Source organism: Citrobacter sp. CRE-46 (assembly GCF_059615875.1).
This window is the reverse complement of sequence record NZ_CM184341.1, coordinates 3,843,875-3,869,911: the sequence shown is the minus strand read 5'-3', so window position 1 is coordinate 3,869,911 and position 26,037 is coordinate 3,843,875. Positions and strand designations below refer to the sequence as shown.

26 protein-coding genes, 1 other RNA gene, 1 pseudogene and 1 other annotated feature are annotated in these 26,037 nt (G+C 52.2%); of the genes and pseudogenes, 16 read left to right on the top strand and 12 right to left on the bottom strand.

The genetic code is table 11. The annotated features are described in order from the left end of the window. The first annotated feature begins 122 nt into the window (after positions 1–122). The gene (locus AC534G_RS18990) at positions 123–692 is read left to right on the top strand and encodes a YbaY family lipoprotein (protein WP_038638307.1); all 570 of its coding nucleotides are present in this window, start codon (positions 123–125) and stop codon (positions 690–692) included. A 30-nt stretch (positions 693–722) separates the two neighbouring features. Here AC534G_RS18990 and AC534G_RS18985 read toward each other — a convergent pair. After that, a pseudogene (locus AC534G_RS18985) lies at positions 723–1,112 on the bottom strand (MGMT family protein). 84 nt (positions 1,113–1,196) lie between these two features. Between AC534G_RS18985 and ffs the strand changes: the two are divergent. The 3 genes from ffs to AC534G_RS18970 all read left to right on the top strand — a co-directional run bounded on the left by ffs (position 1,197) and on the right by AC534G_RS18970 (position 1,914). After that, positions 1,197–1,293, top strand: an RNA gene (gene ffs / locus AC534G_RS18980) — signal recognition particle sRNA small type. A 154-nt stretch (positions 1,294–1,447) separates the two neighbouring features. After that, positions 1,448–1,699, top strand: coding sequence for a hypothetical protein (locus AC534G_RS18975; protein WP_038638313.1), 252 nt, complete (start codon positions 1,448–1,450; stop codon positions 1,697–1,699). After that, complete coding sequence (locus AC534G_RS18970; RefSeq protein WP_038638314.1) at positions 1,696–1,914, top strand: hypothetical protein; 219 nt, start codon at positions 1,696–1,698, stop codon at positions 1,912–1,914. Before AC534G_RS18975 ends, AC534G_RS18970 begins: the two co-directional genes overlap by 4 nt. A gap of 59 nt (positions 1,915–1,973) precedes the next feature. On the opposite strand, the gene yczR is transcribed toward AC534G_RS18970, so the two are convergent. Further along, positions 1,974–3,401, bottom strand: a complete 1,428-nt coding sequence (gene yczR, locus AC534G_RS18965) for a MocR-like transcription factor YczR (protein WP_110498629.1) — start codon at positions 3,399–3,401, stop codon at positions 1,974–1,976. 89 nt (positions 3,402–3,490) lie between these two features. Here yczR and yczE point away from each other — a divergent pair, with 89 nt between their 5' ends. Both yczE and AC534G_RS18955 read left to right on the top strand, forming a co-directional pair. Then, positions 3,491–4,120, top strand: coding sequence for a membrane protein YczE (gene yczE, locus AC534G_RS18960; RefSeq protein ID WP_038638321.1), 630 nt, complete (start codon positions 3,491–3,493; stop codon positions 4,118–4,120). 64 nt (positions 4,121–4,184) lie between these two features. Beyond that, positions 4,185–4,538 carry a DUF1428 domain-containing protein gene (locus AC534G_RS18955; RefSeq protein ID WP_038638323.1) on the top strand — a complete coding sequence of 118 codons (354 nt, stop codon included), beginning with the start codon at positions 4,185–4,187 and terminating at the stop codon, positions 4,536–4,538. A gap of 51 nt (positions 4,539–4,589) precedes the next feature. Here AC534G_RS18955 and pdeB read toward each other — a convergent pair whose 3' ends face one another. Beyond that, positions 4,590–6,143: a cyclic di-3',5'-guanosine monophosphate phosphodiesterase PdeB gene (pdeB, locus tag AC534G_RS18950; RefSeq protein WP_038638327.1), complete on the bottom strand. Its 1,554-nt coding sequence runs from the start codon at positions 6,141–6,143 to the stop codon at positions 4,590–4,592. 188 nt (positions 6,144–6,331) lie between these two features. Here pdeB and AC534G_RS18945 point away from each other — a divergent pair, with 188 nt between their 5' ends. Then, the gene (locus AC534G_RS18945) at positions 6,332–6,592 is read left to right on the top strand and encodes a type B 50S ribosomal protein L31 (protein ID WP_038638331.1); all 261 of its coding nucleotides are present in this window, start codon (positions 6,332–6,334) and stop codon (positions 6,590–6,592) included. Between the two features lies 1 nt (position 6,593). Beyond that, the gene (ykgO, locus tag AC534G_RS18940) at positions 6,594–6,734 is read left to right on the top strand and encodes a type B 50S ribosomal protein L36 (RefSeq protein WP_005125190.1); all 141 of its coding nucleotides are present in this window, start codon (positions 6,594–6,596) and stop codon (positions 6,732–6,734) included. 73 nt (positions 6,735–6,807) lie between these two features. Here ykgO and AC534G_RS18935 read toward each other — a convergent pair whose 3' ends face one another. The 6 genes from AC534G_RS18935 to acrA form a co-directional block, all read right to left on the bottom strand. After that, positions 6,808–7,278, bottom strand: coding sequence for a YlaC family protein (locus tag AC534G_RS18935; RefSeq protein ID WP_069323967.1), 471 nt, complete (start codon positions 7,276–7,278; stop codon positions 6,808–6,810). Positions 7,279–7,394: 116 nt separating this feature from the next. Next, on the bottom strand, positions 7,395–7,946 hold the full coding sequence (maa, locus tag AC534G_RS18930; protein ID WP_110498628.1) for a maltose O-acetyltransferase: 552 nt from the start codon (positions 7,944–7,946) through the stop codon (positions 7,395–7,397). A gap of 185 nt (positions 7,947–8,131) precedes the next feature. Continuing rightward, positions 8,132–8,350, bottom strand: coding sequence for a hemolysin expression-modulating protein Hha (gene hha, locus AC534G_RS18925; RefSeq protein ID WP_002892050.1), 219 nt, complete (start codon positions 8,348–8,350; stop codon positions 8,132–8,134). A 27-nt stretch (positions 8,351–8,377) separates the two neighbouring features. Beyond that, the gene (tomB, locus tag AC534G_RS18920) at positions 8,378–8,752 is read right to left on the bottom strand and encodes an Hha toxicity modulator TomB (protein ID WP_003021733.1); all 375 of its coding nucleotides are present in this window, start codon (positions 8,750–8,752) and stop codon (positions 8,378–8,380) included. Positions 8,753–9,239: 487 nt separating this feature from the next. Next, the gene (gene acrB / locus AC534G_RS18915; protein ID WP_038638345.1) at positions 9,240–12,389 is read right to left on the bottom strand and encodes an efflux RND transporter permease AcrB; all 3,150 of its coding nucleotides are present in this window, start codon (positions 12,387–12,389) and stop codon (positions 9,240–9,242) included. A gap of 22 nt (positions 12,390–12,411) precedes the next feature. Beyond that, on the bottom strand, positions 12,412–13,605 hold the full coding sequence (acrA, locus tag AC534G_RS18910; protein ID WP_038638348.1) for a multidrug efflux RND transporter periplasmic adaptor subunit AcrA: 1,194 nt from the start codon (positions 13,603–13,605) through the stop codon (positions 12,412–12,414). Positions 13,606–13,746: 141 nt separating this feature from the next. On the opposite strand from acrA, the gene acrR reads away from it, so the two are divergent. Together acrR and mscK are read left to right on the top strand one after the other, a co-directional pair. After that, entirely contained in the window at positions 13,747–14,397 is a 651-nt protein-coding gene (gene acrR, locus AC534G_RS18905) for a multidrug efflux transporter transcriptional repressor AcrR (protein ID WP_069323969.1), read from the top strand. Positions 14,398–14,524: 127 nt separating this feature from the next. Continuing rightward, positions 14,525–17,890: a mechanosensitive channel MscK gene (gene mscK / locus AC534G_RS18900; RefSeq protein ID WP_069323970.1), complete on the top strand. Its 3,366-nt coding sequence runs from the start codon at positions 14,525–14,527 to the stop codon at positions 17,888–17,890. 39 nt (positions 17,891–17,929) lie between these two features. Here the strand turns inward: mscK and AC534G_RS18895 are convergent, their stop codons facing one another. The 3 genes from AC534G_RS18895 to priC form a co-directional block, all read right to left on the bottom strand. After that, a complete protein-coding gene (locus AC534G_RS18895; protein ID WP_038638355.1) occupies positions 17,930–18,853 on the bottom strand; it encodes an Rpn family recombination-promoting nuclease/putative transposase in 924 nt (307 codons plus the stop codon). A gap of 69 nt (positions 18,854–18,922) precedes the next feature. Beyond that, complete coding sequence (gene rsmS, locus AC534G_RS18890; RefSeq protein ID WP_006685679.1) at positions 18,923–19,090, bottom strand: pleiotropic regulatory protein RsmS; 168 nt, start codon at positions 19,088–19,090, stop codon at positions 18,923–18,925. A gap of 14 nt (positions 19,091–19,104) precedes the next feature. Beyond that, positions 19,105–19,632, bottom strand: coding sequence for a primosomal replication protein N'' (priC, locus tag AC534G_RS18885; RefSeq protein WP_110498627.1), 528 nt, complete (start codon positions 19,630–19,632; stop codon positions 19,105–19,107). A gap of 69 nt (positions 19,633–19,701) precedes the next feature. Here priC and AC534G_RS18880 point away from each other — a divergent pair, with 69 nt between their 5' ends. From AC534G_RS18880 to htpG, 6 genes are all read left to right on the top strand, one after another. Further along, positions 19,702–20,079 (top strand): DUF454 family protein, encoded by a 378-nt coding sequence (locus tag AC534G_RS18880; protein ID WP_038638360.1) that lies wholly within the window; start codon positions 19,702–19,704, stop codon positions 20,077–20,079. 194 nt (positions 20,080–20,273) lie between these two features. After that, positions 20,274–20,825, top strand: a complete 552-nt coding sequence (gene apt / locus AC534G_RS18875) for an adenine phosphoribosyltransferase (RefSeq protein ID WP_006685676.1) — start codon at positions 20,274–20,276, stop codon at positions 20,823–20,825. Between the two features lie 117 nt (positions 20,826–20,942). After that, complete coding sequence (dnaX, locus tag AC534G_RS18870) at positions 20,943–22,871, top strand: DNA polymerase III subunit gamma/tau (RefSeq protein WP_110498626.1); 1,929 nt, start codon at positions 20,943–20,945, stop codon at positions 22,869–22,871. After that, positions 22,204–22,268: a sequence feature (DnaX frameshifting element), on the top strand. Its footprint overlaps the gene before it by 65 nt. A gap of 57 nt (positions 22,872–22,928) precedes the next feature. Then, on the top strand, positions 22,929–23,258 hold the full coding sequence (locus tag AC534G_RS18865; RefSeq protein ID WP_003021764.1) for a YbaB/EbfC family nucleoid-associated protein: 330 nt from the start codon (positions 22,929–22,931) through the stop codon (positions 23,256–23,258). Next, positions 23,258–23,863 carry a recombination mediator RecR gene (recR, locus tag AC534G_RS18860; RefSeq protein WP_003021767.1) on the top strand — a complete coding sequence of 202 codons (606 nt, stop codon included), beginning with the start codon at positions 23,258–23,260 and terminating at the stop codon, positions 23,861–23,863. The genes AC534G_RS18865 and recR overlap by 1 nt, the downstream gene beginning before the upstream one ends. Before the next feature lie 110 nt (positions 23,864–23,973). Next, positions 23,974–25,848: a molecular chaperone HtpG gene (gene htpG / locus AC534G_RS18855; protein ID WP_110498625.1), complete on the top strand. Its 1,875-nt coding sequence runs from the start codon at positions 23,974–23,976 to the stop codon at positions 25,846–25,848. Positions 25,849–26,037: the final 189 nt, after the last annotated feature.

Here is a 26,037-nt window from a genome sequence, read left to right as displayed (position 1 = left end):
TTACTGGCCTATTACAGGCAAAAACAGCTGTCTTGTGCCACACTTAATCACGTTATGTTTTTGTTAACCACTCTTCTGGCGAGGAAAGTTCTCGCTGGTGCATAGATGATAAGGAGAATTTAATGAAACTCGTGCACATGGTAAGTGGTTTAGCGGTTGCAGTCGCTCTGGCGGCCTGCGCCGATAAAAGTGCAGATATTCAGACACCTGCGCCAAGCCCTAATACGTCAATTTCTGACACACAGTCTAAAATTCAACAGCCGAATGTATCTGGTACAGTATGGATCCGCCAGAAAGTGGCCTTGCCACCGGATGCTGTGCTGACCGTTACGCTGTCGGATGCGTCGCTGGCCGATGCGCCATCAAAAGTGTTGTCGCAAAAAGCGGTGCGTACTGAAGGCAAGCAAGCGCCATTCAGCTTTGTATTACCGTTTAACCCGGCAGATATTCAGCCCAATGCGCGTATTCTGCTGAGTGCGGCAATTACGGTGAATGGCAAACTGGTCTTTATAACCGATACCGTTCAGACGGTTATCAATCAGGGCGGGACGAAAGCCGACCTGACGTTGGTTCCCGTGCAGCAGACCGCAGTTCCGCTTAATGCTGGCGGCGGCGCAACCACCACGGTGCCTTCGACTTCACCAACCCAGGTGACTCCGTCTTCAGCCGTTCCTGCTCCCACGCAGTACTAAAGCAGTCGAACCCTCTCCATGAGGAGAGGGTTAGTACACCCAGCGATAGCGCTGTAAATCGATTTGCCCGCTGCCGGAAACGACAATCCCTTCTGCCAGCAACGCCTGACGTTGTCGTTGCAGATCGGGGCCCGTCAATGAAATAGCGCCGTGGCGATTGACGACCCGGTGCCAGGGCAGGGAACTACCTTCGGGGAGACGCTTAAGTACGCTGCCCACCTGGCGCGCAGCGCGCGGCGATCCGGCAAGTCTGGCGACATCGCCATAGGTGGTGACGAATCCTTCGGGGATTGACGCGACGATTTGCCAGACGCGTTGGGGGAAAGTGTCTTGTATATCCATCATTTATTCCTGCGCTAATCCTTCAGCATAATCCTGAATGGCGAGTGAGTGAAGCCGCATTGCGCAAGAAAACAGCATCCGATGCTGGATGGGTTGCATTTACAGGGTACACCAGTGATAATGCGCCTGCGCGTTGGTTAACAACGCTCTCAATGGGGGCTCTGTTGGTTCTCCCGCAACACTACTCTGTTTACCAGGTCAGGTCCGGAAGGAAGCAGCCAAGGCAGATGACGTGTGTGCCGGGATGTAGCTGGCAGGGCCCCCACCCAATTCTGCCGTCCGGCAATTTCCTTCTGCTTATCTTCTTTTTCTTTGTCACTGTATTGTCATTTTATTGTCATCAAATGCTGTCAATGTGTTTCGGGGATGTTGTTTGACGCTTTTACCGTCGCCGATCACAAGGACTTTTTACAATGTCGACTGCTGTACTGAATGTCAAAATTGATGAAGCGCTGAAAGAAAAACTTCGTCATTACGCCGAAGTGCATAATGAAAATCTAAGTGTCGCGACGGAAAAGCTGCTGCTGATCGCCTTTTCCGCCGTTGAAGAGGCGGGAGTCTCCGCTGAGGATATCGACAGCCAGCATACGGAAGAATCCGTCGTTGATGCACTGACTCCTAAAGAAATCAAAGCATTGCGCAGATTACTGAAGAAGAAAAAATGAAACAACAATCGTTCTCAACCGCCTGTAATTACAGCGAAGCCTGTGAATTGCTGCGATCTGGCTATGTGAAACATGTTCGCCTGAGCTGGAATGTCGGCAGCGATGAGTTCTTCCGTATTGCTTCCGACTGGTGTGATGCCGGGGCAAAAATTAAGAAGGACGGTGAGAATTTTGTGATTTCCCTGAAAGGTTTTCCGGTTCCTCCGCAGTTGTAATTGTGCCGGGACGTTGTTGTCCGTCACAACATACAAAAGCGGGCCCTTTGGCCCGTCGCTTAAATTATTTTGCGCATTTTCCCGCTGCTGGCCTGCAAACGCAGGTTATCCCAAATGGGTTGCAACACCCTGAAGGCGGCGCGTGCTGTATCATCCGGCAATGTGAAGGGCATGCGCAAAAAACGATCGAATGCGCCATCGAGGCCGAAGCGCGTACCGGTTCCTAACTGAATTCCCGCGCTTTCGGCGCGCGCAGCAAAGAGCGTCGCCAGCGTATCGGGCAGTTCGACCCAGAAAGAGAGTCCTCCTTGTGGTTGGGTAAACTGCCATTCCGGGAAATGTGTATGCATCAGGCTGGAGCACAGGTCGCGCTGCGATGCCAGCAAGCGTCTTCTGTCAGGCAGAAAGCGCCCGGCGTTATCCAACAACCAACGGGTGGCGAGTTGTTCAAGTACCGGAGAGCCCAAATCGAAAGTGTCGCGGGTTTGTACCAGGGCGGCAATTGTTCGTGACGAAGCCCGAATCCAACCCAAACGTAATCCTCCCCAAAAGCTTTTCCCTGCCGAACCCAGTGAAATGATTGGGGCATCGCGATTGAACGCGGTAAGCGGCGGTGGTGGCGGGGCGTCGTACCACAGGTTCACCATCGTCTCATCGACGACCAACGTCGTACGTGTTCTTTCGGCAATATCCGCCACGACCTGGCGGGTTGCGGCGTCCATACAACGCCCGGTCGGGTTGTGGAAGTCCGGCATCAGGTAGGCCATTCTGGGCGCCGTTTGCGCAATAGTGGCGACCAGACCCGCCGTATCCCAACCCTGCCCGGGTAGCGACACGCCAACGGGTCGACAGGATGCGCCCTGAATAGCGGCAATCGCCAGTGGATACGTGGGGTGATCAACGACGACGCGATCGCCAGGACCTGTCAGCAAACGCAGGATGAGCGCCAGACCGCTGACCGCGCCATTCACCACCATTATTTCATCGGGCTGCGTTGGGAGTCCGCGCTCGCAATAATGCCGGGCGATGGATTCACGCAAAGCTGGCAGCCCCTGCGGCAGATACCCGGAACTCAGCAGATGCTGCGGCATCGCGAACAACGCTTGCTGATAAGCCTGATGAATTTCGGGACCGGCACTGAGCGCTGCCGTGGACAAATCAAGCGCTGTGCCAGTGCTGGTTCGCGTTGGCACATGGCGAATATGTTCCGGCAGAATAACCCGCGAACCGCTCCCATGACGGCTCTCCAGATAGCCTTCTTCACGCAGTTGCGCCATCGCGCTGGCGACGGTGGTTCGGCTCACTTCCAGAACGGCAGCGAGTTCACGCTCGCCGGGCAAACGGCTATCCAGCGCCAGCCGACCATCGAGAATCAATAGACGTAGCGCTTCTGCCAGCTGTCGCCAGAGGGGCGTTCGCGAGGGGCTTTCCTGCCAGTGGCCGAGCAGGCGCTGCAAAGACTGACTTCCATAACGGCGAGATGACATAGCAGTCCACTTTTTGAAAACTGGACGTTAATCATAGTGCCAATTGCGGGGAAGATGAAAGCTATCTGAGAGTGAGAGGGGGAAAAAGCATGCTGCGTCGTTTACTTCAGCTGTATATCGGTCTGGCGCTGTACGGTGTGTCGACGGCCATGTTTGTTCGCGCCGATTTAGGGGCCGATCCGTGGAACGTGTTTCATCTGGGGGTGGCCAATTTACTGTCGATGAATATCGGCGTGGTGATTATTGTCGTAGGCGTGTTGGTGCTGCTGGCGTGGATACCGCTACGCCAGCGTCCCGGATTTGGCACCCTGAGCAATGTTATTATGATTGGGCTGGCGGCAGATGCCGCGCTGGTGATGATCCCGGGATTCGAATCCCTGCCGGCGCGCAGCGTCCTGCTGGTGACCGCGGTGATCCTGAATGCATTAGCCACCAGTTTATATATTGGCGCTGGTTTTGGCGCGGGTCCACGGGACGGCCTGATGACCGGTATTCACGCGCGTACCGGATGGCCAGTACGACGCATTCGCACCGCAATTGAAGTGTCAGTGTTGCTTATTGGTTGGCTGCTGGGGGGAACCGTGGGGGTTGGCACGGTATTGTATGCGCTGGCTATTGGGCCGTTAATTCAGATTTGCCTGCCGTGGTTTCGCCAACAGCCACAGTCGCGTATCCGAGTCAGGAGTGAACCTGGGGCACGATCGCCTGCTGGCGACTAAACTTAACCTCGACTGACGCGGCCAGAATCGGCTTGCTGCGCAGTACACTTCGGAGGTTTTTCTCATGAAGTATGTTGATGGTTTTGTCGTTGCCGTACCCGCTGAAAACAAGGAGGCGTACATTGCGATGGCGGCGAAAGCAGCTCCGCTTTTCAAGGAGTTCGGCGCATTACGCGTGGTGGAGTGCTGGGCAGATGATGTCCCCGACGGCAAATTAACCGATTTTCGCATGGCAGTGAAAGCGCAGGATGATGAAGAGGTGGTATTCAGTTGGATTGAATACCCTTCCAAAGAGGTCCGCGATGCGGCGAATCAGAAGATGATGTCCGATCCCCGTATGAAGGAATTCGGTGAGTCTATGCCATTTGATGGCAAACGAATGATCTACGGCGGATTTGCGCCCATTATGGACGAGTGATATGACTGGCTGTGCGGCGTGCCGCCAGCCATCTCAACATCTACAGCCATGTCACAGCCGTTTTTCAGCCCACAGAATAAATTCCGCTTTTGGCAGTGCTTTACTGTAAAGCCAGCCCTGACCGTACTGCACGCCATGTTGGCGTAGCCAGGCTGCCTGATTTTCAGTTTCGATACCTTCTGCCACCATTTCCAGCTTCAGCGTTTTGGCAATCTCAATGATATGCGGCGTCACGTTGTTGTACTCCAGGGCATCAACAAAGGATTTATCGATCTTCAGGATGTCCACATCCAGATCCTGTAAATAGCTCAGGCTGGAATAGCCGGTTCCAAAATCATCGATGTATATTGAATGTCCCGCCTGACGATATTTAGCAATAAACGGCGCGCTGTTTTTCGGATCGGCAAACTCGCGTTCGGTCAGTTCCAGCGCGATTTGCGCTGGATTAAGCTGCCAGTGCTTTACCTTCTGGCCTAACAGAGCGGGAAGCGTTTCAGAAGCCAGATCGGCTGACTCAAGGTTAATGGAGATATGCTGATCCGGGTGTTGACGCAGCCATTTTCCTAAATCGTCAAATACACTTTCAATTATCAAACGCGTGAGGGGTTTTGTTAGTCCGGTCTCCTGCGCCATCGCGACAAAAATTTCAGGCGACAGATAGCTCCCATCGGCCTGCTGCCAACGGGCCAGTGCTTCTGCCCCGACCACTTTTCCCGTTGTTAGCGAAATAATGGGCTGGTAATGGACTTTGATATCCCGATGCTGGATAGCATCCTGCAACTGGTGATGGGGGGACTGTAAGCGACGCAAAATGCGCAGAATAAAGGCGGCGGTAAGCAGGCCGATGATAATCCCGGCCGGGAGCCAGATCAGGGCTTGTCGGTGCCAGGTTTTTTGTAATGGTAGGGTAGATGCCCAGGTGACGATCGTGATGCCCAGTTCAGGAAAGGGGCGGGCATTAAAAATATTGCTATCTTTCTGAAAATGAGTGATCGAATGTTCTTGTTTTACATGCTGCAAAACGTCCGATGGCAGCGCGGCGCTACTGGCAACCACCACGTTGCGCGCGGTGCCAATGATAGTGACTTCGATTGGCCATGAGCCAAACGGGATGACGTCAATAAAGGAACCCGGATCGACCATCACGACATAATGCTCGCTACCTAAAGCTGCCATAAAACGCTTGATGCCCAAATCATTTTGCGTAGTAAGCCATGCGCGATATCCATCCGGCGTGACTTTCATTGCTGGTGGAAATGCGGCAGCCTGGCTGTTTTTTTCCAGAGATGAACATTGCGGAACATTGTCTTTGAGATACAGCACTTCCTGAATATAGCGATAGCTATATGACAAGCGACGCATTTCCAGCAGATGCTCATCACTGCAAGGCACTCCCTGAAAGGACTCTATGTGGCGTAATGCTTTCCTGGCCTGCTCGCCGACGCGTTCTGTGCGCAATGCGACTCGTGTTGAGAACATATCGAGTTCATCAATAAACTTTGTTTCGACCTGACGATGTGCCAGCCACATGCTTAAACCTACGGGGGCGAGGATAGAAAGAAACAGCACCCCTGTCACCAGGCTTATCAGATGTCGTGTTGTCACAATGATATCCTTATTAACACAGCGTAAGGAAAGTATATCCGAAAGCCGAAAAAGCTATTCGATTGGCATCATATATTTAGGGCCACTTATCACCCCGTTTGTTTGCCCGTCGCGTAAATCAGGTTGTGATTTAAATACGAGTGGTGTACTTTAATGGTTATGTTATAACGTAACAATTTGGGGTTGCCATGAAACCGGATATCCATCCTTTTTATCGTACCGTGGTGTTTCACGATACCAGTGCCAATGAATACTTTAAGGTCGGTTCGACCATCAAAACCGAACGTGAGATTGAGTTCGAGGGGAAAACGTACCCGTATGTGACCCTTGATATCTCTTCTAAGTCACATCCGTATTACACCGGAAAACAAAAGACCTTTGACAACGAAGGTAGCGCAGCCCGCTTCCAGAAACGTTTTGGTCATTTTATTGGCGCTAAGCGAGGTTAAAATGCAGGTACTCAATTCGCTTCGCAGCGCAAAACAGCGGCACCCTGACTGCCAGATAGTGAAACGCAAAGGGCGTTTGTATGTTATCTGTAAAACAAATCCGCGATTTAAAGCGGTACAGGGCCGTAAAAAAAGACGTTAATTTCTTTGCCGGCATTCAGGGGCTAAAGTGCGTTTCCTTCACAGGGACGCACTTTTTTATGTCAGAGGCGAAATTACTGGCTGGCCTGCGGGCGGGTGAGCGTAAACACATCGTAGAACGAGAGTTCGCCTTTACGTGAAATCATCTTTTGCAGTTGTGTTTTATGCTCGCTATCAACGGAAGGGGAGTGCAAAATAGAGTCGATGAGTGAGGAGGGAACAAAACGCGTGTTGTACCATTCACCGTTATAACAAACTCTGAAATCCAGGACGTCGATGTCTTCATAGCGATAACGCGGCGCCACGTCAAAAAAGAAAAAGCCGTTAAGTATGACAAACAGTACTACCAGCAGCCATACCGAATCGACCAGCGTTTCTGACTGTAGCATTACCGCCAGCGTGGCAAACCATGCCACATACATACCGATAAACAGCCCCGGATGTTTGCGAATAAAACTGATGCTAAAGCGCGGTTTGTTGTCGCGCTTCTCGCGAATATTTAAGTCATCGATTGTTTCGGTAAGCAGGCGCTGTATTTCTGTCATCTCTTGCCTTCGTGATATCTGCAAAATTCAGGAGCGATCGCCCTATTTTAAAAGGGGATACCTGCTGAAGGTAGTAACAGATTAACCGCAATTTAGCATAACAGTTACATTTTAGATCACAGCGTTTTGATGGTCCTCGCGGGATTACCGCCGACTACGCTGTTTGCCGGAACGCTTTTCGTCACCACCGCGCCAGAGGCTACAACGACATTATCACCGAGCGTGACGCCGGGATTGATCACTGCGCGGCCACCTATCCAGACATTGTTGCCGATAGTCACGGGCTTTCCGAACTCCAGGCCACTGTTGCGTTCGGTCGCATCCAGAGGGTGTGTCGCGGTATAGATATGGACGCCGGGTGCCAGCATGCAGTTGTCGCCAATATGGATTGGACAGACATCAAGCATGACGCAGTCGAAGTTGGCGTAAAATTCTTTACCGAGATAGATGTTATAACCGTAATCACAACGGAAAGAGGGTTCAATATATGCACCTTTGCTTTGACCCAGCAGATCATGCAGGATGGCCTGACGCTCACTTTTTGCCTCTGGCGAGGTGAGATTGTAGCGGTGAGTCAACTGACGAGCGCGTAGTCGGTCGTTGCGCAACGTTTCATCTGCCGGGCGATAGTGTTCGCCGGCGATCATTTTTTGCTTTTCTTTACTCATTACGAATTCCCTGTGTCCTGATGATCATTTCAGCACAGTAAAACGCAATGCAAGCAAGGGGAACGTTCCCGTTGATTCGCTGTGATCGTAATCACATGATTTGAATTAAATAACCATTGTAAATACGAAAATGGTCAGTCAGACAAACAAATGTCCCGCTATACCTGACTTAACCTCGAGAGCAATTAGCGAATGAATTTCCAAACGGAAGTTGGAATCTTGTCGTAGAGCTTATTCATGGTCAATTCAGCAAGACGGTGATCCGCTGCTGAGTAAAATACAGCCAGTTCGTTGTCGGACAATTCATATTTATTTTTTTCAATAACGCGCTCAAGCGTGTCAATTGTCTGGCAGCGTCGCAGGCGCATCAAATAATCTGTTTTAGTTAATGGTTTATCAGACATAACTCTTACCTATGATTGTAATAATTTTTAACAAGACAAACTAACAGGATTAGCCCTGGTGGCATTGACAAAACAGCGAAACAGTCGATTACCTGATTTCCGCCATTTCTGCAGATCCTGCGTATTAATACCATAACTGCTGAACAACATAAAAGTGTCATCCAGGTATTCATCTATCTGCGCAATCAGCTTATTGTCCTCATTGTACTTAATTTTATAATTAAGTGCGAAGGTTGCAATATGCTCTATCAGTTCATTGAGCTGCAAGCTGGTTGCAGAGGTAGGGTCGTTAACCCAGCCATGGTTACTTTGTTCAAGGTTTGCAAGACAGTCATGATACAGAGTTTCGCAGAGAAATTTAAGCTGCGCGATATCATGTCTTTTGGGTGAGTATTCATCCATAACGCATCCCCTTCTTCGTGGCTTAAACTAACCGAACACCTTCGGGATGGATACAACAAACTACCTGGAACTTGCCCGCGACTCCTGATGATTTAACTATAATCTAGTCTAAAAAAGATTTCATCGTCATATCACGAAAAATTACAATTATGCAAAATTATGACGTGGCGTCATTTTTACATTTTAACAGATAAGTACAGTTATTTGAAATCGGACAATTTCTTTATTCTTCGGGCAATCATCGGGTTATCTTCATTAGCTATCGCAACGACAGGCAACAACCGCCAGGATGGCGCGATAACCAGGAATAATCTTAATATTTATTAAGGTAAATAAGAACTCTCAACACTTTTTAAGAATAGCCTTTAAGGCTACAGGGATTATATCGCTTATTTAAGCCGGAGAAAATAAACCGAATTTCAATAAGTGGATTTTATGATTTTTCCAGAAAAAAGGCCGCTTGCGCGGCCTTATCTTTAGAAAGGTATCAATGATGATCGACTGAGTGGCTATGCTCAATATCTTCATTTTTGCGGCTAAAGCGGCGGCGTACCACCACAAAGAACACCGGAACAAAGAAGATAGCCAACACGGTTGCCGTCACCATCCCGCCCATTACGCCAGTACCAACGGCGTTCTGCGCGCCGGAACCTGCGCCGGAGCTGATTACCAGCGGCATTACACCCAGAATAAAGGCCAGTGACGTCATGAGGATCGGACGTAAACGCATGCGGACCGCGTCCAGCGTCGCCTCTATCAGACCTTTGCCTTCTTTATCCATCAGATCTTTGGCGAATTCGACGATAAGTATCGCGTTCTTCGCCGACAACCCAATGGTTGTGAGCAGGCCTACCTGGAAGTATACGTCGTTGGTCAGACCGCGGAATGTCGCCGCCAGCAATGCGCCGATAACCCCCAACGGTACTACCAGCATAACGGAGAACGGAATTGACCAGCTCTCGTACAATGCCGCCAGACACAGGAAGACGACGATCAGTGAAATGGCATACAGGGCAGGGGCCTGGTTACCGGACAGTCGTTCCTGGTAGGACATACCCGTCCAGTCATAACCGATACCGGATGGCAGTTTGCTGGCCAGTTGCTCCATCATCGCCATCGCTTCACCGGTACTTTTACCCGGTGCGGCCTGGCCTAAGATCTCCATGGAAGGCAGACCGTTATAGCGTTCCAGACGCGGTGAACCGTATTCCCAGCGTGAGGTAGAGAAGGCGGAGAATGGGACCATCTGTCCATCGCTGCCGCGCACGTACCAGTTGCCAATATCTTCCGGCAACATACGGTATTTCGCTTCAGACATGACGTAAACTTTCTTCACACGACCACGGTCGATGAAGTCATTCACGTAGCTTCCGCCCCATGCGGCACCCAGCGTTGTATTAATATCACTAATGGAAACACCCAGCGCCTGCGCTTTTTCCTGATCGATATCGATCTTGAACTGCGGCGTATCTTCCAGACCGTTAGGACGTACGCCGACTAACAGATCAGGATGTTTCGCAACTTCACCAAACAGTTGGTTACGCGCCTGGGTCAGTTTTTCATGACCCAAACCAGCCTGGTCAATCAACTGGAAGTCAAAACCAGTAGCGGTACCTAACTCCACAATCGCTGGCAGGTTGAAGGCAAAGACCATTGCATCTTTAATCTGCGAGAATGCGCCCATCGCACGCTCGGTAATCGCCTCAACTTTATTCTCTTTACCTGGACGTTCGCTCCAGTCTTTCAGTGAGACGAACGCGATACCGGTGTTCTGACCACGACCCGCAAAACCGAAGCCGTTAACGGCAAATACCGATTCAACGTTCGCTTTTTCTTTCGTCAGATAGTAATCCGTCATTTCATCCAGCACCTTCTGGGTACGCTCTTGCGTTGCACCCGCTGGCAGCTGAGCCATTGACAGGAATACCCCCTGGTCTTCATCTGGCAGGAACGAACTTGGCAGACGAACGAACAGATAGGCCATGCCCACGACGATGATCAGATACAGCGCCAGATAACGACCGGTGCTGCGCAGAATACCGCCCACGCTGTCGGTGTAATGGTGCGTGCTCTTATCGAACATGCGGTTAAACCAGCCGAAGAAGCCTTTTTTACCTTCTCCGTGATCGCCTTTAGCAATCGGTTTGAGCATGGTCGCACACAGGGCAGGGGTCAGAATCAATGCCACCAGTACTGACAACGCCATCGCGGAAACAATGGTGATGGAGAACTGACGGTAAATTGCACCGGTAGAACCCCCGAAGAATGCCATCGGGATAAATACCGCTGACAGCACCATTGCGATACCCACCAGCGCGCCCTGAATCTGGCCCATTGATTTACGTGTCGCTTCCTTCGGCGGTAGTCCTTCTTCCGCCATAACACGTTCAACGTTCTCGACCACCACGATGGCGTCATCCACCAACAGGCCGATGGCGAGCACCATCCCGAACATCGTCAGGGTGTTTATCGAGAAGCCGAAAATCGCAAGGACAGCAAACGTACCCAACAGCACCACTGGCACAGCGATAGTCGGAATCAACGTCGCGCGGAAGTTCTGCAGGAACAGATACATGACCAGGAACACGAGGATGATTGCTTCCGCCAGCGTTTTCACCACTTCGTGAATAGAGATTTTCACGAACGGCGTGGTGTCATATGGGTAAACGATCTTCAGACCTGACGGGAAGAACGGTTCCATCTTCTTCAGTTCATCGCGGATAGCGTTTGCCGTGTCCAGGGCGTTAGCGCCTGTCGCCAGCTTGATACCCAGACCGGATGCTGGTTTACCGTTGAACTTCGCAATGATGTCGTAGTTCTCGCCGCCCAGCTCCACTTTCGCCACGTCACGTAAACGAACCTGGGAACCATCCTGATTCACTTTCAGCAGAATTTTGCTGAACTCATCGGCGGAGGTCAGACGGGTCTGCGCGATGATCGACGCGTTAAGCTGCTGGCCTTTCACCGGCGGCGTACCACCTAACTGACCGGCTGCAACCTGGGCGTTTTGCGCTTTGATTGCGTTGATGACATCAACCGGCGTCAGCTGGAAATTGTTCAGTTTGTTCGGATCCATCCAGATACGCATTGCGTACTGTGAACCGAACAGCTGAACATCGCCCACGCCTGAAGTACGGCTAATGGCGTCCTTCATGTTGGCACCAACGTAGTCGGAAATATCCTCCTGCGTCATGGTGCCATTGGTGTTGATAACACCGACGACCATCAGGAAGCTGCTGGATGACTTCTCAACGCTAACCCCTTGCTGCTGTACTTCCTGCGGCAGTAACGGCATAGCCAGCTGCAGTTTGTTCTGCACCTGTACCTGCGCGATGTCCGCATCAGTACCAGACTGGAAGGTTAGGGTGATCTGCACGGTACCCGTGGAGTCACTGTTTGAGGACATGTACATCAGGTTATCGATACCGTTCATATTCTGTTCGATAACCTGCGTAACAGTATCCTGTACTGTTTTGGCATCAGCGCCAGGGTAGGTCGCGGAGATCGTCACTGCTGGCGGTGCAATAGTCGGATATTGCGCTACCGGCAATTTGAGGATCGCGAGCCCCCCTGCCAACATGATGATAATGGCGATCACCCACGCAAATATTGGGCGATCGATAAAGAAATTAGGCATGTCTTAACGGCTCCTGTTTAAGTTAAGACTTGGACTGTTCAGGCTGGCTACCGCTTGCGGCTTGCTGGTTGTTATCCGCGGTAATCTCCTGGGCTTTTACCTGCGCGCCAGGACGTACTTTTTGCAACCCAGTGACAATCACGCGGTCGCCCGGCTTAAGTCCATCAGTGACTAACCATTTATCGCCAATCGCTTGTGCGGCGACAATTTGACGCATTTCAACTTTGTTATCTGCACCGATAACCAAGGCACTGGCATCGCCACGCGGTGTGCGGGTAACGCCTTGCTGCGGAACCAGTAATGCAGTTGGGTTAGTCCCTTCTTCCAGACGAGCACGGACGAACATTCCCGGTAGTAAGGTGTGATCCGGGTTAGGGAAGATGGCGCGTAACGTAATCGAACCGGTGGTTTGATCTACCGTAACATCGGAAAACTCCAGCGTACCGGCCTGCGGGAACTTGATGCCGTCATTGGTCACCAGCTCGACTTTCGCTTTACCGTTCTCTTGCTTCAGCGTGCCGTTGGCCAACTCTTGTTTCAGGCGCAGGAAGTCGTTACTTGACTGCGTCACGTCTACATAGATAGGGTCCAATTGCTGAACGGTAGCCAGTGCGGTCGCCTGACCGTTTTGCACCAGAGCGCCTTCCGTAACGGATGACTTACCAATGCGGCCGCTGATCGGCGACGTCACTTTGGTATAGGCCAGATTGATGCGTGCAGTTTCTACTGCGGCTTTCGCGGCGACAACGGCGGCGTTCGCCTGCTGTGCGTCTGCCAGCGCGCTATCGTAATCCTGTTGACTGATGTACTTAGTACCCAACAGTTTCTGATAACGTTTGACCGTCAGTTGAGCGATATTTGCTGCGGCTTGTGCTTTGGCCAGATCGCCTTTTGCGCTCTCATAAGCGGCCTGGTAAGTCGCAGGATCAATCTGATAGAGAGATACACCCGCTTCGATGTCACCACCTTCCGTGAAATTACGCTTCAGGATAATACCGCTAACCTGAGGACGAACTTCTGCAATGCGATACGCACTGGTGCGACCCGGGAGTTCGGTTGTTATTTGTAGAGGTTCAGTTTTGAGCGTAACAACTCCAACCTCTGGCATCTGCTGGCCCCCTTGTTGGGCCTGTTTGTCGTCACATCCTGTTAGCGCTAAGCTGCCTGAGAGCATCAGAACGACTGCCAGAGGCGTTAACCCTCTGTTTTTGTTCATATGTAAACCTCGAGTGTCCGATTTCAAATTGATCAATGGCTTAAAGCCCATAAACCCATTGCTGCGTTTATATTATCGTCGTGCTATGGTACATACATTCACAAATGTATGTAAATCTAACGCCTGTAAATTCACTGACCTATGGCACGAAAAACCAAACAACAAGCACAGGAAACACGACAGCACATTCTCGATGTTGCTCTGCGTTTGTTTTCGCAACAAGGGGTATCATCCACCTCGCTTGCGGAGATCGCAAAAGCCGCTGGTGTCACGCGCGGCGCAATCTATTGGCATTTCAAAAACAAATCGGATTTATTCAGTGAAATTTGGGAGCTAGCAAAACCTAACATTGATGAGTTAGAGACTGAGTATCAAGCAAAATTCCCCGACGATCCACTATCAGTATTAAGAGAAATTTTAATTTACGTTCTTGAAGCTACCGTGACAGAAGAACGCCGACGTTTGTTGTTGGAAATTATATTCCACAAATGCGAATTTGTCGGGGAAATGGCCTCTGTTCAGTTGGCTCAACGCAGTCTGTGTATTGAAAATTACGACCGTATCGAACAAACATTGCGGCAGTGCATGAATGCCAACATGCTGCCGGAAAATCTGAACACGCGTCGCGTGGCGGTGCTGTTGCGTAGCTATGTTACGGGAATTATAGAGAACTGGTTATTTGCTCCTGAATCTTTTGATCTGAAAAAAGACGCGCGTGAATACGTCGCAGTACTACTGGAGATGTGTCTTCTCTGCCCAAGCCTGCGGGTTAACGTGGCGAAATCCTGCTAACTTTTGCGGTCTGAACCAGGAATTATCCTGGTCGTTTTGCCTGCTGCTATTCTGCTGCTCACAGCCGTGATATTCTTGCCGCTTGACTATTTCCGGTCACTTTTCCGGTTCAGAAACGTTCATTCTCATGACTATGTTGCAGCTCTATAAACGTTCACAGCATCTTATTGCTATTACCTTTCTTTTCTTCATTCTATTGCTTTCTTGCCAGTCGTCAGCATTTGCACGGGCGCAACAGAGTGGGGATCTGCCGACGAAAGCGGATATTCAGAGCCAACTGGACGCGCTGAATAAACAAAAAGATCTCTCCGCGCAGGATAAGCTGGTTCAGCAGGATCTGACCGATACCATCGCCACGCTGGATAAAATCGATCGCGTGAAAGATGAGACCGTACAGCTTCGGCAGAAAGTTGCCGAGGCGCCGGAGAAAATGCGTCAGGCGACGGATGCGCTAAATTCGCTCAGTGATGTTGATAATGACGATGAAACGCGAAAAACGCTGAGTACGCTCTCCTTACGTCAACTGGAGTCGCGCGTGGCGCAGGTATTGGATGACCTGCAAAGCGCGCAAAATGATTTGGCCGCTTATAACAGCCAACTGGTATCGCTGCAGACTCAGCCAGAGCGCGTGCAAAATGCGATGTACACCGCGTCGCAGCAAATGCAGCAAATCCGCAATCGGCTTGATGGTAATAATGTGGGGGAGGCGGCGTTGCGCCCCAGCCAGCAGGTGCTTCTGCAGGCGCAGCAAGCGCTACTGAACGCGCAGATCGACCAACAGCGTAAAAGCCTTGAAGGCAATACGATTTTGCAGGACACCTTGCAAAAACAACGCGATTACGTGACGGCAAACAGCAATCGTCTTGAGCATCAGCTCCAGCTCCTGCAAGAGGCTGTAAACAGCAAACGGCTGACGTTAACCGAAAAGACGGCGCAGGAAGCGGTATCGCCTGACGAAGCTGAGCGTATTCAGTCTAATCCGTTAGTGAAGCAGGAACTGGACGTCAACCATCAGCTTAGCCAGCGTCTGATCGCCGCGACCGAAAACGGCAATAACCTGATGCAGCAAAATATTAAGGTTAAAAACTGGCTCGATCGCGCGCTGCAATCCGAACGCAATATTAAAGAACAGATCGCCGTCCTGAAAGGCAGTCTGTTGTTGTCACGTATTCTGTACCAGCAGCAACAAACGCTGCCGTCGGCAGATGAGCTTGCTGATATGACCAACCGGATCGCCGATTTGCGTCTGGAACAATTTGAGGTCAACCAGCAGCGTGACGCCCTGTTCCAGAATGATGCGTTTGTCGCCAAACTGGAAGAAGGGCACAGCAACGAAGTCAACGGTGAAGTCCATGATGCCCTGCTGCAGGTCGTGGATATGCGCCGGGAGCTGTTGGATCAGCTGAATAAGCAACTGGGCAACCAGTTGATGATGGCGATTAACCTGCAAATCAACCAGCAGCAGTTGATGAGCGTGTCGAAAAACCTGAAAGGGATCCTCACCCAGCAAATTTTTTGGGTTAACAGTAACCGTCCAATGGACTGGGACTGGATCAAAGCCTTCCCGCAAACGCTTAAAGACCAGTTTAAGTCGATGAAAATCACCGTGAACTGGGAAAAAGCCTGGCCAGCGGTATTTATTGCCTTCCTGGCAGGATTGCCGCTGCTGCTCATTGCCGGGTTAATCCGCTGGCGTTTGAAATGGCTGAAAGAATATCAGGCGAAATTAGCCGCCGCGGTAGGCAACCTGCGTAATGACAGTCAGCTCAATACGCCAAAAGCGATACTGATCGATCTCATCAGAGCGCTGCCAGCGTGTCTGATTATCCTCGCCGTGGGGCTGATTCTGCTTACCATGCAGCTGAATATCAGCGACCTGCTGTGGGCGTTCAGTAAGAAGATGACCGTCTTCTGGCTGGTATTTGGTCTGTGCTGGAAGGTGCTGGAAAAAGATGGTGTGGCGATACGCCATTTTGGCATGCCTGCAAAGCAAACCAGCCACTGGCGTCGCCAGATTGTGCGTATTAGCCTGGCGTTGTTACCGCTTAACTTCTGGTCAGTTGTTGCTGAACTGTCGCCGCTCAATCTGATGGATGATGTGCTTGGTCAGTCCGTTATTTTCCTCAACCTGTTGCTGATCGCCTTCCTGGTATGGCCAATGTGCCGTGAAAGCTGGCGTGACAAAGAGTCGCATGGTCTGCGTCTGGTCACCATTACCGTGCTGTCTATTATCCCGATTGCATTGATGGTGCTGACGGCGACAGGGTATTTCTACACCACGCTGCGCTTGTCGGGCCGCTGGATTGAAACGGTTTATCTGGTTATTGTCTGGAACCTGTTGTATCAGACAGTGCTCCGCGGGTTGAGCGTGGCGGCGCGGCGCATCGCCTGGCGTCGTGCGTTAGCGCGTCGTCAGAACCTGGTGAAAGAAGGGGCAGAAGGCGCAGAACCGCAAGAAGAACCGACCATTGCGCTGGAGCAGGTTAACCAGCAAACCTTACGTATCACCATGCTGGTGATGGTTGCGTTGTTTGGTGTTCTGTTCTGGGCAATTTGGTCCGATCTGATCACCGTGTTCAGTTACCTCGACAGCATTACGCTCTGGCATTATAACGCTACAGAAGCGGGGGCCGCAGTGGTGAAAAGCGTCACCATGGGCAGCCTGCTGTTTGCGATTATTGCGTCAATGGTCGCATGGGCGCTGATTCGCAACTTACCCGGCCTGTTGGAAGTGCTGGTGCTCTCGCGATTGAAGATGCGCCAGGGAGCGTCGTATGCGATCACCACCATTCTTAACTATGCGATCATCGCCATCGGTGCGATGACGGTCTTCGGTTCGCTCGGCGTCTCGTGGGATAAACTACAGTGGCTGGCCGCAGCCTTGTCGGTTGGTCTTGGTTTTGGTTTACAGGAGATTTTCGGTAACTTTGTTTCCGGTCTGATTATTCTGTTTGAGCGCCCGGTACGCATCGGTGATACCGTGACTATCGGAACATTCTCGGGAACGGTCAGCAAGATCCGTATTCGTGCCACCACTATTACCGACTTTGATCGCAAAGAGGTGATCATCCCGAACAAAGCCTTTGTGACGGAGCGTTTGATTAACTGGTCGCTTTCCGATACCACTACGCGTCTGGTGATCCGCATTGGCGTGGCCTACGGTTCGGATCTGGAGAAAGTGAAGAAAGTGCTGTTGCAGGCGGCGATGGAACACCCGAAAGTGATGCACGATCCAGAACCAGCGGTGTTCTTTACCGCCTTCGGCGCCAGCACCTTGGATCATGAGCTGCGTTTATACGTGCGTGAACTGCGCGATCGTAGCCATACGGTTGACGAACTTAACCGTGCGGTCGATCGTTTGTGTCGTGAAAATGACATTGATATCGCCTTTAACCAGCTCGAAGTGCACCTGCATAATGCGAAAGGGGACACCGTGACCGAGGTTAAGCGTGACATCATCAAAGGTGATGATCCGACGCCTTCGGTAGGTTAAGTTGCAATCAGGGCGGCCATTTTGCCGCCCTGATTGTATTTAGTGAGTCAGCGCTGTCAGTTCTTCCTGCGTCAGGCCCGTAAGGTGTGTAATCAGATCCGGTTCCAGGCCGCGGGCGAGCATTTTTTGTGCGATATCACGCGCTTCTGCCTGCCGACCTTCTTCTAACCCTTTTTCCAGCCCTTGCTGCATGCCTTCCGCTCTACCTTTTTCTTCTAACCATTCAGCAATTGTCATCAGCTGTTCCTTGTACTGTGGCGCACTCTGCGCCAGTTGGCGGACAAGTACGCCGGGTTCCGTGGTATTTCCTGCTTTCAGCATGTAATTAATCAAAACGTCGAGCTGATATTCTGTCAGGCGATCCTGCGTTAAGAGCGTAATGAGTTGATCCAATAACTCGCTCAGATCGCGTTGCCGAATATGTTTTTGCAGGAGTTCCAGCATCGCTACCCGTTGATGCTGCATGATCTGATTATCTGGCATAATGGTCAGGTCTACCAGCGCAAATTCATTGCCATAAAGCGCTTTCGCAAGCTGTGGCTCGCTAAACAACTGATGCCAGTTGAGAGTATAGGGCCACGGGCTTTCCGTACCATGATAAAACAGTACAGGTACCACCAAAGGTAAGGTTTTATGCCCGGCGTTAAGGTGATGCTGCATAGCAGCAACAGCGTAGCGCATCAGGCGAAAGGCCATTAATTTATCGGGTTTACTCTGATGCTCAATCAGCGCATAAACGTAGCCGGGTCCATGTGTTGTTTGCAGGGAATAGAGGATATCTGAATAGCAGGTGCGTAAATCGTCCTCAATAAAGCTGCCTGATTCCAGCGTTAATGTTTCCATATCGCATATATTGAGAAACGCTCGAGGCAGATGGATCTGCAAAAAATCTCGGGCGACCTCTTTTTGCGTCAGCATTTGCCGAAAGACCGCATCGTGCGGCGTGGTGGGGAGCCGTTCCATGATCTGTCCGTTATCGTCGTGATGTTGCGACGACTCTGACATCGAAGCCAATGACAGACCAGAGGGCAATCAATCAGTTTGCGAGGCGCCTTCCGCACTTTTAAGCTTATTTTCATAATCGCGCATAACGATCTCCAGCGCGCGTAGCACTGTGCGTGCTGGAAGCTGATTTTCTTCAAGTAAAACAATCAAATCGACGGCCAGTTTGACCTCGTCCGGGGCGTTCTCTAATGACATAAATTCTCCGGGTATTAACGGGTTAAACGCGCCAGCACGGCTTCTATTCTTGCCAGCGCATGGCGACAGCGCGTCAGTCGCGCCTCGAATGCTTCTACTTCACGATGCAATTTCTGTTGTTCTTCAAAACCCGTAGCCAGGGACAGGCGCTCCTTGCGTTCACGCGTCATTTCAACCAGCCGGCGTTCAAATTCCTGGTGTTGAACCCGCTTGCGCTGCCAACGCGCCAGACCGGGAGAGGCGCAGTCCCACTCTCTGAGCGACCAACTGGCTGTTTCGCGTGAAATCGCCTCTAACTGTGAAGCAAGGTGTTCCGCAAGCCAGCTAATTTGGGGGAGTTGTTGCTGATCCACCGCGCGGCGTAGGGCCGTGAGATTATCTTCTGCTTCATCCAGACACGCCTGCAGCAACGTGCTGCGAGTATGAAACAGATGCCTGTCAAAGCGGGCGCTAAGCGTTGTATGATGCGCCAACGGGGCACAACGCTTTCGCAGGCGGTTAAGCTGGTTTTCGAGCGTCTGTAGCAGCATGACGGTTTTCACGACAACACTCCGATGAAAATGAGAACTGTTATGCTAAAGTAGCGATTCTCTGTGTTAAGTATTCATATTATGCAACGCATTATTCTAATCATCATTGGCTGGCTAGCGGTAGTATTAGGAACGCTGGGCGTGGTATTGCCGCTATTGCCCACGACGCCATTTATCCTGTTGGCTGCCTGGTGTTTTGCCCGCTCATCGCCGCGTTTTCACGATTGGCTGCTGTATCGTTCGTGGTTCGGCGGGTATCTGCGCCATTGGCAAAAACACCGCGCGATGCCGCCGGGCGCAAAGCCGCGCGCTATTTTGCTGATATTGATTACGTTTGGTATTTCACTGTGGCTGGTCAATATGATGTGGGTACGCGGCCTGCTGCTGGTTATTCTCGCCTGTTTACTGATTTTTATGTGGCGGATCCCGGTGATTGATGAAAAACAACAAAAGCAGTAAAGCGCAATAATCGCTGTTGCAATTGTCGCTCACAGCCAGTAAATTCGACCGTTTTCGAGCACAGGCGCAGGTGGTCAAAGGTTAAGCAAATGTAACCCTGGCCCTTAATATAGACACAAAATCATTCAAGACACGTCGAGGATGAAGTGTATAGTGCGCCGTGAAGTAATACCGAATTAATCAGGCACAAACTTATGACCGCGACTGCACAGCAGCTTGAGTTTCTCAAAAATAGCATCAAAAGCATCCACGACTACCCGAAACCGGGCATTCTTTTTCGCGATGTCACCAGCTTACTGGAAGACCCGAAAGCCTACGCCCTCAGCATTGAATTGCTGGTTGAACGCTACAAAAATGCGGGTATCACTAAAGTGGTTGGCACCGAAGCGCGTGGCTTCCTGTTTGGCGCGCCGGTAGCATTGGGTCTGGGCGTCGGCTTTGTTCCGGTACGTAAACCCCGCAAGCTTCCGCGTGAAGTGATCGCCGAGAGCTATGAGCTGGAATACGGCACCGATCAGCTGGAAATCCACGTTGATGCCATCAAACCGGGCGATAAGGTACTGGTTGTGGACGACCTGCTGGCAACCGGCGGCACGATTGAAGCCACCGTGAAACTGATCCGCCGTCTGGGTGGCGAAGTGACCGATGCTGCTTTTATCATCAACCTGTTTGACCTGGGCGGCGAACAGCGCCTGGAAAAACAGGGGCTGACCTGTTATAGCCTGGTTCCGTTCCCGGGTCACTAAGTCGGCTATCTCATCTCGGCTGAAGTAATACCGAGACACACAACCTCGCCGTCGCTGCGAGGTTGTGTTAGCATTATCCTCCTGTGAATCCACCCTCCAGCCTTTCAGAGCCTGCCAATGAGTTATCAGGTCTTAGCCCGAAAATGGCGCCCACAAACCTTTGCTGACGTTGTCGGCCAGGAACATGTGCTGACGGCACTGGCGAACGGCTTGTCGTTAGGGCGTATTCATCATGCTTATCTGTTTTCCGGCACCCGTGGCGTCGGGAAAACCTCTATCGCCCGTTTGCTGGCGAAGGGACTAAACTGTGAAACCGGTATTACCGCCACGCCGTGCGGCGTGTGCGATAACTGCCGTGAAATCGAGCAGGGGCGTTTTGTCGATCTGATTGAAATCGACGCCGCCTCACGCACCAAAGTCGAAGACACCCGCGACCTGCTGGATAACGTCCAGTACGCGCCTGCGCGCGGTCGCTTTAAGGTCTATTTGATCGACGAAGTGCACATGTTATCGCGCCACAGCTTTAACGCCTTGCTGAAAACGCTCGAAGAGCCGCCTGCACACGTTAAATTCCTGCTGGCGACCACCGATCCGCAGAAGTTACCGGTGACTATCCTGTCGCGCTGTTTGCAATTCCATCTTAAAGCGCTGGATGTTGAACAGATTCGCCATCAGCTTGAGCATATCCTCAAACAAGAGCATATCGCCCATGAGCCACGCGCGTTGCAACTGCTGGCCCGCGCCGCGGACGGCAGCCTGCGCGATGCGCTGAGTCTTACCGATCAAGCGATCGCCAGCGGCGATGGTCAGGTGTCGACCGACGCGGTGAGCGCCATGCTCGGCACATTGGACGATGACCAGGCGCTCTCGCTTGTTGAAGCGGTTGTCGCGGCTGACGGCGAACGCGTTATGACGTTGGTGAACGACGCCGCCGCGCGGGGTATTGAATGGGAAGCGCTGCTGGTTGAGATGTCGGCTTTGCTGCATCGCATTGCTATGGTACAGCTTTCGCCCGCCGCGCTCGGCAGCGATATGGCCGCCATTGAACAGCGTATGCGCGAACTGGCGCGAATCGTTCCGCCAACTGACATACAGCTTTACTACCAAACCCTGTTAATCGGGCGCAAAGAACTGCCGTATGCGCCGGACAGGCGAATGGGCATCGAAATGACGCTACTGCGTGCGCTGGCTTTTCATCCGCGTATGCCGCTGCCGGAGCCTGAAGTCCCGCGCCAGTCGTTTGCCCCCGTCGCGCCGACTGCGGTGATGACCCCGACGCAGGTACCGCAGCAGCCTGCGCCAGCGCAACAGCAACAGAATGTGCCGCTCTCCGAGGCCACCAGCCAGGTGCTGGCGGCGCGCAGCCAACTGCAACGCGCTCAGGGAGCAACCAAACCAAAAAAGAGTGAACCGGCAGCCGCTTCCCGCGCGCGGCCGGTGAATAATGCTGCGCTGGAAAGACTGGCCTCGGTGTCGGAGCGTGTTCAGGCGCGTCCGGCCGTCTCTGCGCTGGAAAAAGCGCCGGCGAAGAAGGAAGCGTATCGCTGGAAAACGACCAATCCCGTAGCCGAAGTTAAAGAAGCCATTGCCACGCCGAAAGCGTTGAAAAAAGCGCTTGAGCATGAAAAAACGCCGGAACTGGCGGCAAAGCTGGCGGCAGAAGCCATTGAGCGCGACCCCTGGGCTGCTCAGGTGAGCCAGCTTTCGCTGCCTAAACTGGTGGAGCAGGTGGCGCTTAATGCCTGGAAAGAAGAGAATGGCAACGTGGTTTGCCTGCACCTGCGTTCCTCGCAACGGCATCTTAATTCCAGCGGCGCGCAGCAAAAACTGGCCGAAGCATTGAGTACCTTAACGGGGTCAACGGTTGAATTGACCATCGTTGAAGATGATAATCCTGCGGTGCGCACGCCGCTGGAGTGGCGTCAGGCCATTTATGAAGAGAAACTCGCGCAGGCGCGTGAGTCGATTATTGCGGATAATAACATTCAGACGCTGCGTCGTTTTTTCGATGCAGACCTGGACGAAGAGAGTATTCGCCCCATTTGATCGTCAGCCTGATGGTTGGACGGTCGTCATCCCTTAACGTGATTGAGAGAGAAGCCTATGTTTGGTAAAGGCGGTCTGGGTAACCTGATGAAACAGGCCCAGCAGATGCAGGAAAAAATGCAGCAGATGCAGGAAGAAGTCGCCAAGCTGGAAGTGACCGGCGAATCTGGCGCGGGTCTGGTAAAAGTGACCATCAACGGCGCGCACAACTGCCGTCGCGTGGAGATCGATCCAAGCCTGCTGGAAGACGACAAAGAGATGCTGGAAGACCTGGTCGCTGCGGCATTCAACGACGCGGCGCGTCGCATTGAAGAGACGCAGAAAGAGAAGATGGCTTCTGTTTCTTCCGGAATGCAGCTGCCGCCTGGCTTTAAGATGCCGTTCTGATGCAAACCAGCCCGCTGTTAACTCAGCTTATGGAAGCACTGCGCTGTCTGCCGGGCGTTGGCCCGAAGTCTGCGCAGCGCATGGCGTTCACGCTACTTCAGCGCGATCGCAGCGGCGGGATGCGTCTGGCGCAGGCGTTAACGAAGGCGATGTCGGAAATCGGTCACTGTGCCGATTGCCGCACCTTCACAGAGCAGGATGTCTGTAATATCTGTTCGAACCCGCGTCGCCAGGAAAACGGTCAGATCTGTGTGGTGGAGAGTCCGGCGGACATCTATGCCATTGAGCAAACCGGCCAATTTTCTGGACGTTACTTCGTGCTGATGGGGCACCTGTCACCGCTGGACGGTATTGGCCCTGATGATATCGGGCTGGATCGCCTTGAACAGCGACTGGCGTCTGAGCAAATCAACGAACTGATTCTCGCGACCAATCCCACGGTCGAAGGAGAGGCGACCGCCAACTATATTGCTGAGCTTTGCATGCAGTATGGCGTTGAAGCCAGCCGTATCGCCCATGGTGTACCGGTCGGCGGCGAGCTGGAAATGGTCGACGGCACCACGCTGTCGCACTCTCTGGCCGGGCGTCACAAGATTAAATTCTGAACAAACGGAGGCCGCGACGGCGGCTTCCGCTTGAAATCCTTCGCGCTTGTCCCCATTTCACCCTCAACGTGTTTTTACCATTGAAAATGGCATTGTTGAGGTAGATCTACATGAAAGGACAAGAAACTCGTGGTTTTCAGTCAGAAGTAAAACAGCTTCTGCACCTGATGATCCATTCTCTGTATTCCAATAAAGAAATCTTCCTGCGTGAGCTCATCTCTAACGCCTCGGATGCGGCAGACAAGCTGCGTTTCCGCGCACTGTCTAACCCGGACCTGTACGAGGGGGACGGTGAACTGCGTGTGCGTGTCTCCTTCGATAAAGATAAGCGTACGTTGACCATTGCTGATAACGGCGTGGGGATGAACCGTGATGACGTCATCGATCATCTGGGGACCATTGCGAAATCCGGCACCAAATCTTTCCTCGAATCCATGGGCTCCGATCAGGCGAAAGACAGCCAGTTGATCGGTCAGTTCGGGGTTGGCTTCTACTCGGCGTTTATCGTGGCCGATAAAGTGACCGTACGTACCCGCGCGGCGGGCGACAAACCTGAGAACGGCGTGTTCTGGGAATCTGCGGGCGAAGGTGAATACACCGTTGCCGACATCACCAAAGACGATCGCGGCACCGAAATCACTTTGCATCTGCGCGAAGGCGAAGACGAGTTCCTTGATGACTGGCGCGTACGTTCCATCATCAGCAAATATTCCGACCATATCGCGCTGCCGGTAGAGATCGAAAAATCTGAAGAGAAAGACGGCGAGACCGTGGTTTCCTGGGAAAAGATCAACAAGGCGCAGGCGCTGTGGACGCGTAACAAGTCGGAAATTAAAGACGACGAGTACAACGAATTCTACAAGCATATTGCCCACGACTTCACTGACCCGCTGACCTGGAGCCACAACCGTGTGGAAGGTAAGCAGGAGTACACCAGCCTGCTGTACATTCCGTCGCAGGCGCCGTGGGATATGTGGAACCGCGATCACAAGCATGGTCTGAAACTGTACGTTCAGCGTGTGTTCATCATGGACGACGCCGAGCAGTTTATGCCGAACTATCTGCGCTTTGTGCGCGGCCTGATAGATTCCAACGATCTGCCGCTGAACGTTTCCCGTGAGATCCTGCAGGACAGCACCGTCACCCGTAACCTGCGCAGCGCGCTGACCAAACGCGTATTGCAGATGCTGGAAAAACTGGCGAAAGATGACGCCGAAAAATACCAGACCTTCTGGAAACAGTTCGGCCTGGTGCTGAAAGAAGGTCCGGCGGAAGACCACGCTAATCAGGAAACTATCGCTAAGCTGATGCGCTTCGCGTCTACGCACACAGACTCCTCCGCACAGACCGTGTCGCTGGAAGACTATATCTCCCGTATGAAAGAAGGGCAGGAGAAAATCTACTACATCACTGCAGACAGCTATGCGGCGGCGAAGAGCAGCCCGCACCTGGAACTGCTGCGTAAGAAAGGCATTGAAGTGCTGCTGCTTTCTGACCGCATCGATGAGTGGATGATGAACTACCTGACTGAGTTCGACGGCAAGCCGTTCCAGTCCGTTGCGAAAGCCGACGAGTCCATCGATAAGCTGGCGGATGAAGTGGACGAGAGCGCGAAAGAAGCGGAAAAAGCGCTGACGCCGTTCGTTGAACGCGTGAAAACGCTGCTGGGCGATCGCGTCAAAGACGTGCGTCTGACCCACCGTCTGACCGACACGCCGGCCATCGTCACCACCGATGCGGATGAAATGAGCACCCAGATGGCGAAACTGTTCGCTGCTGCGGGTCAGGCCGTACCGGACGTGAAATATATCTTTGAACTTAACCCGGACCACGTGCTGGTAAAACGCACGGCGGATACCCAGGACGAAACGCAGTTTAAAGAGTGGGTTGAACTGCTGCTGGATCAGGCTCTGTTCGCCGAACGCGGCACGCTGGAAGATCCGAACCAGTTCATCCGCCGTATGAACCAGTTGCTGGTATCCTGATAGCCATCATCTAATGCCGGATGGCGCTAACGCGTATCCGGCCTACCATATCTTTTACTCGTAGGCCGGATAAGGTGTGTACACCGCCATCCGGCAATTTCACTCCTTATTTTCAATTTTCCCTCCATTAACCGTTTCAGCGTCGGGCGTCTTCCTTGAGCCAATTGCGTGATGGTGGTATCGTTTAGC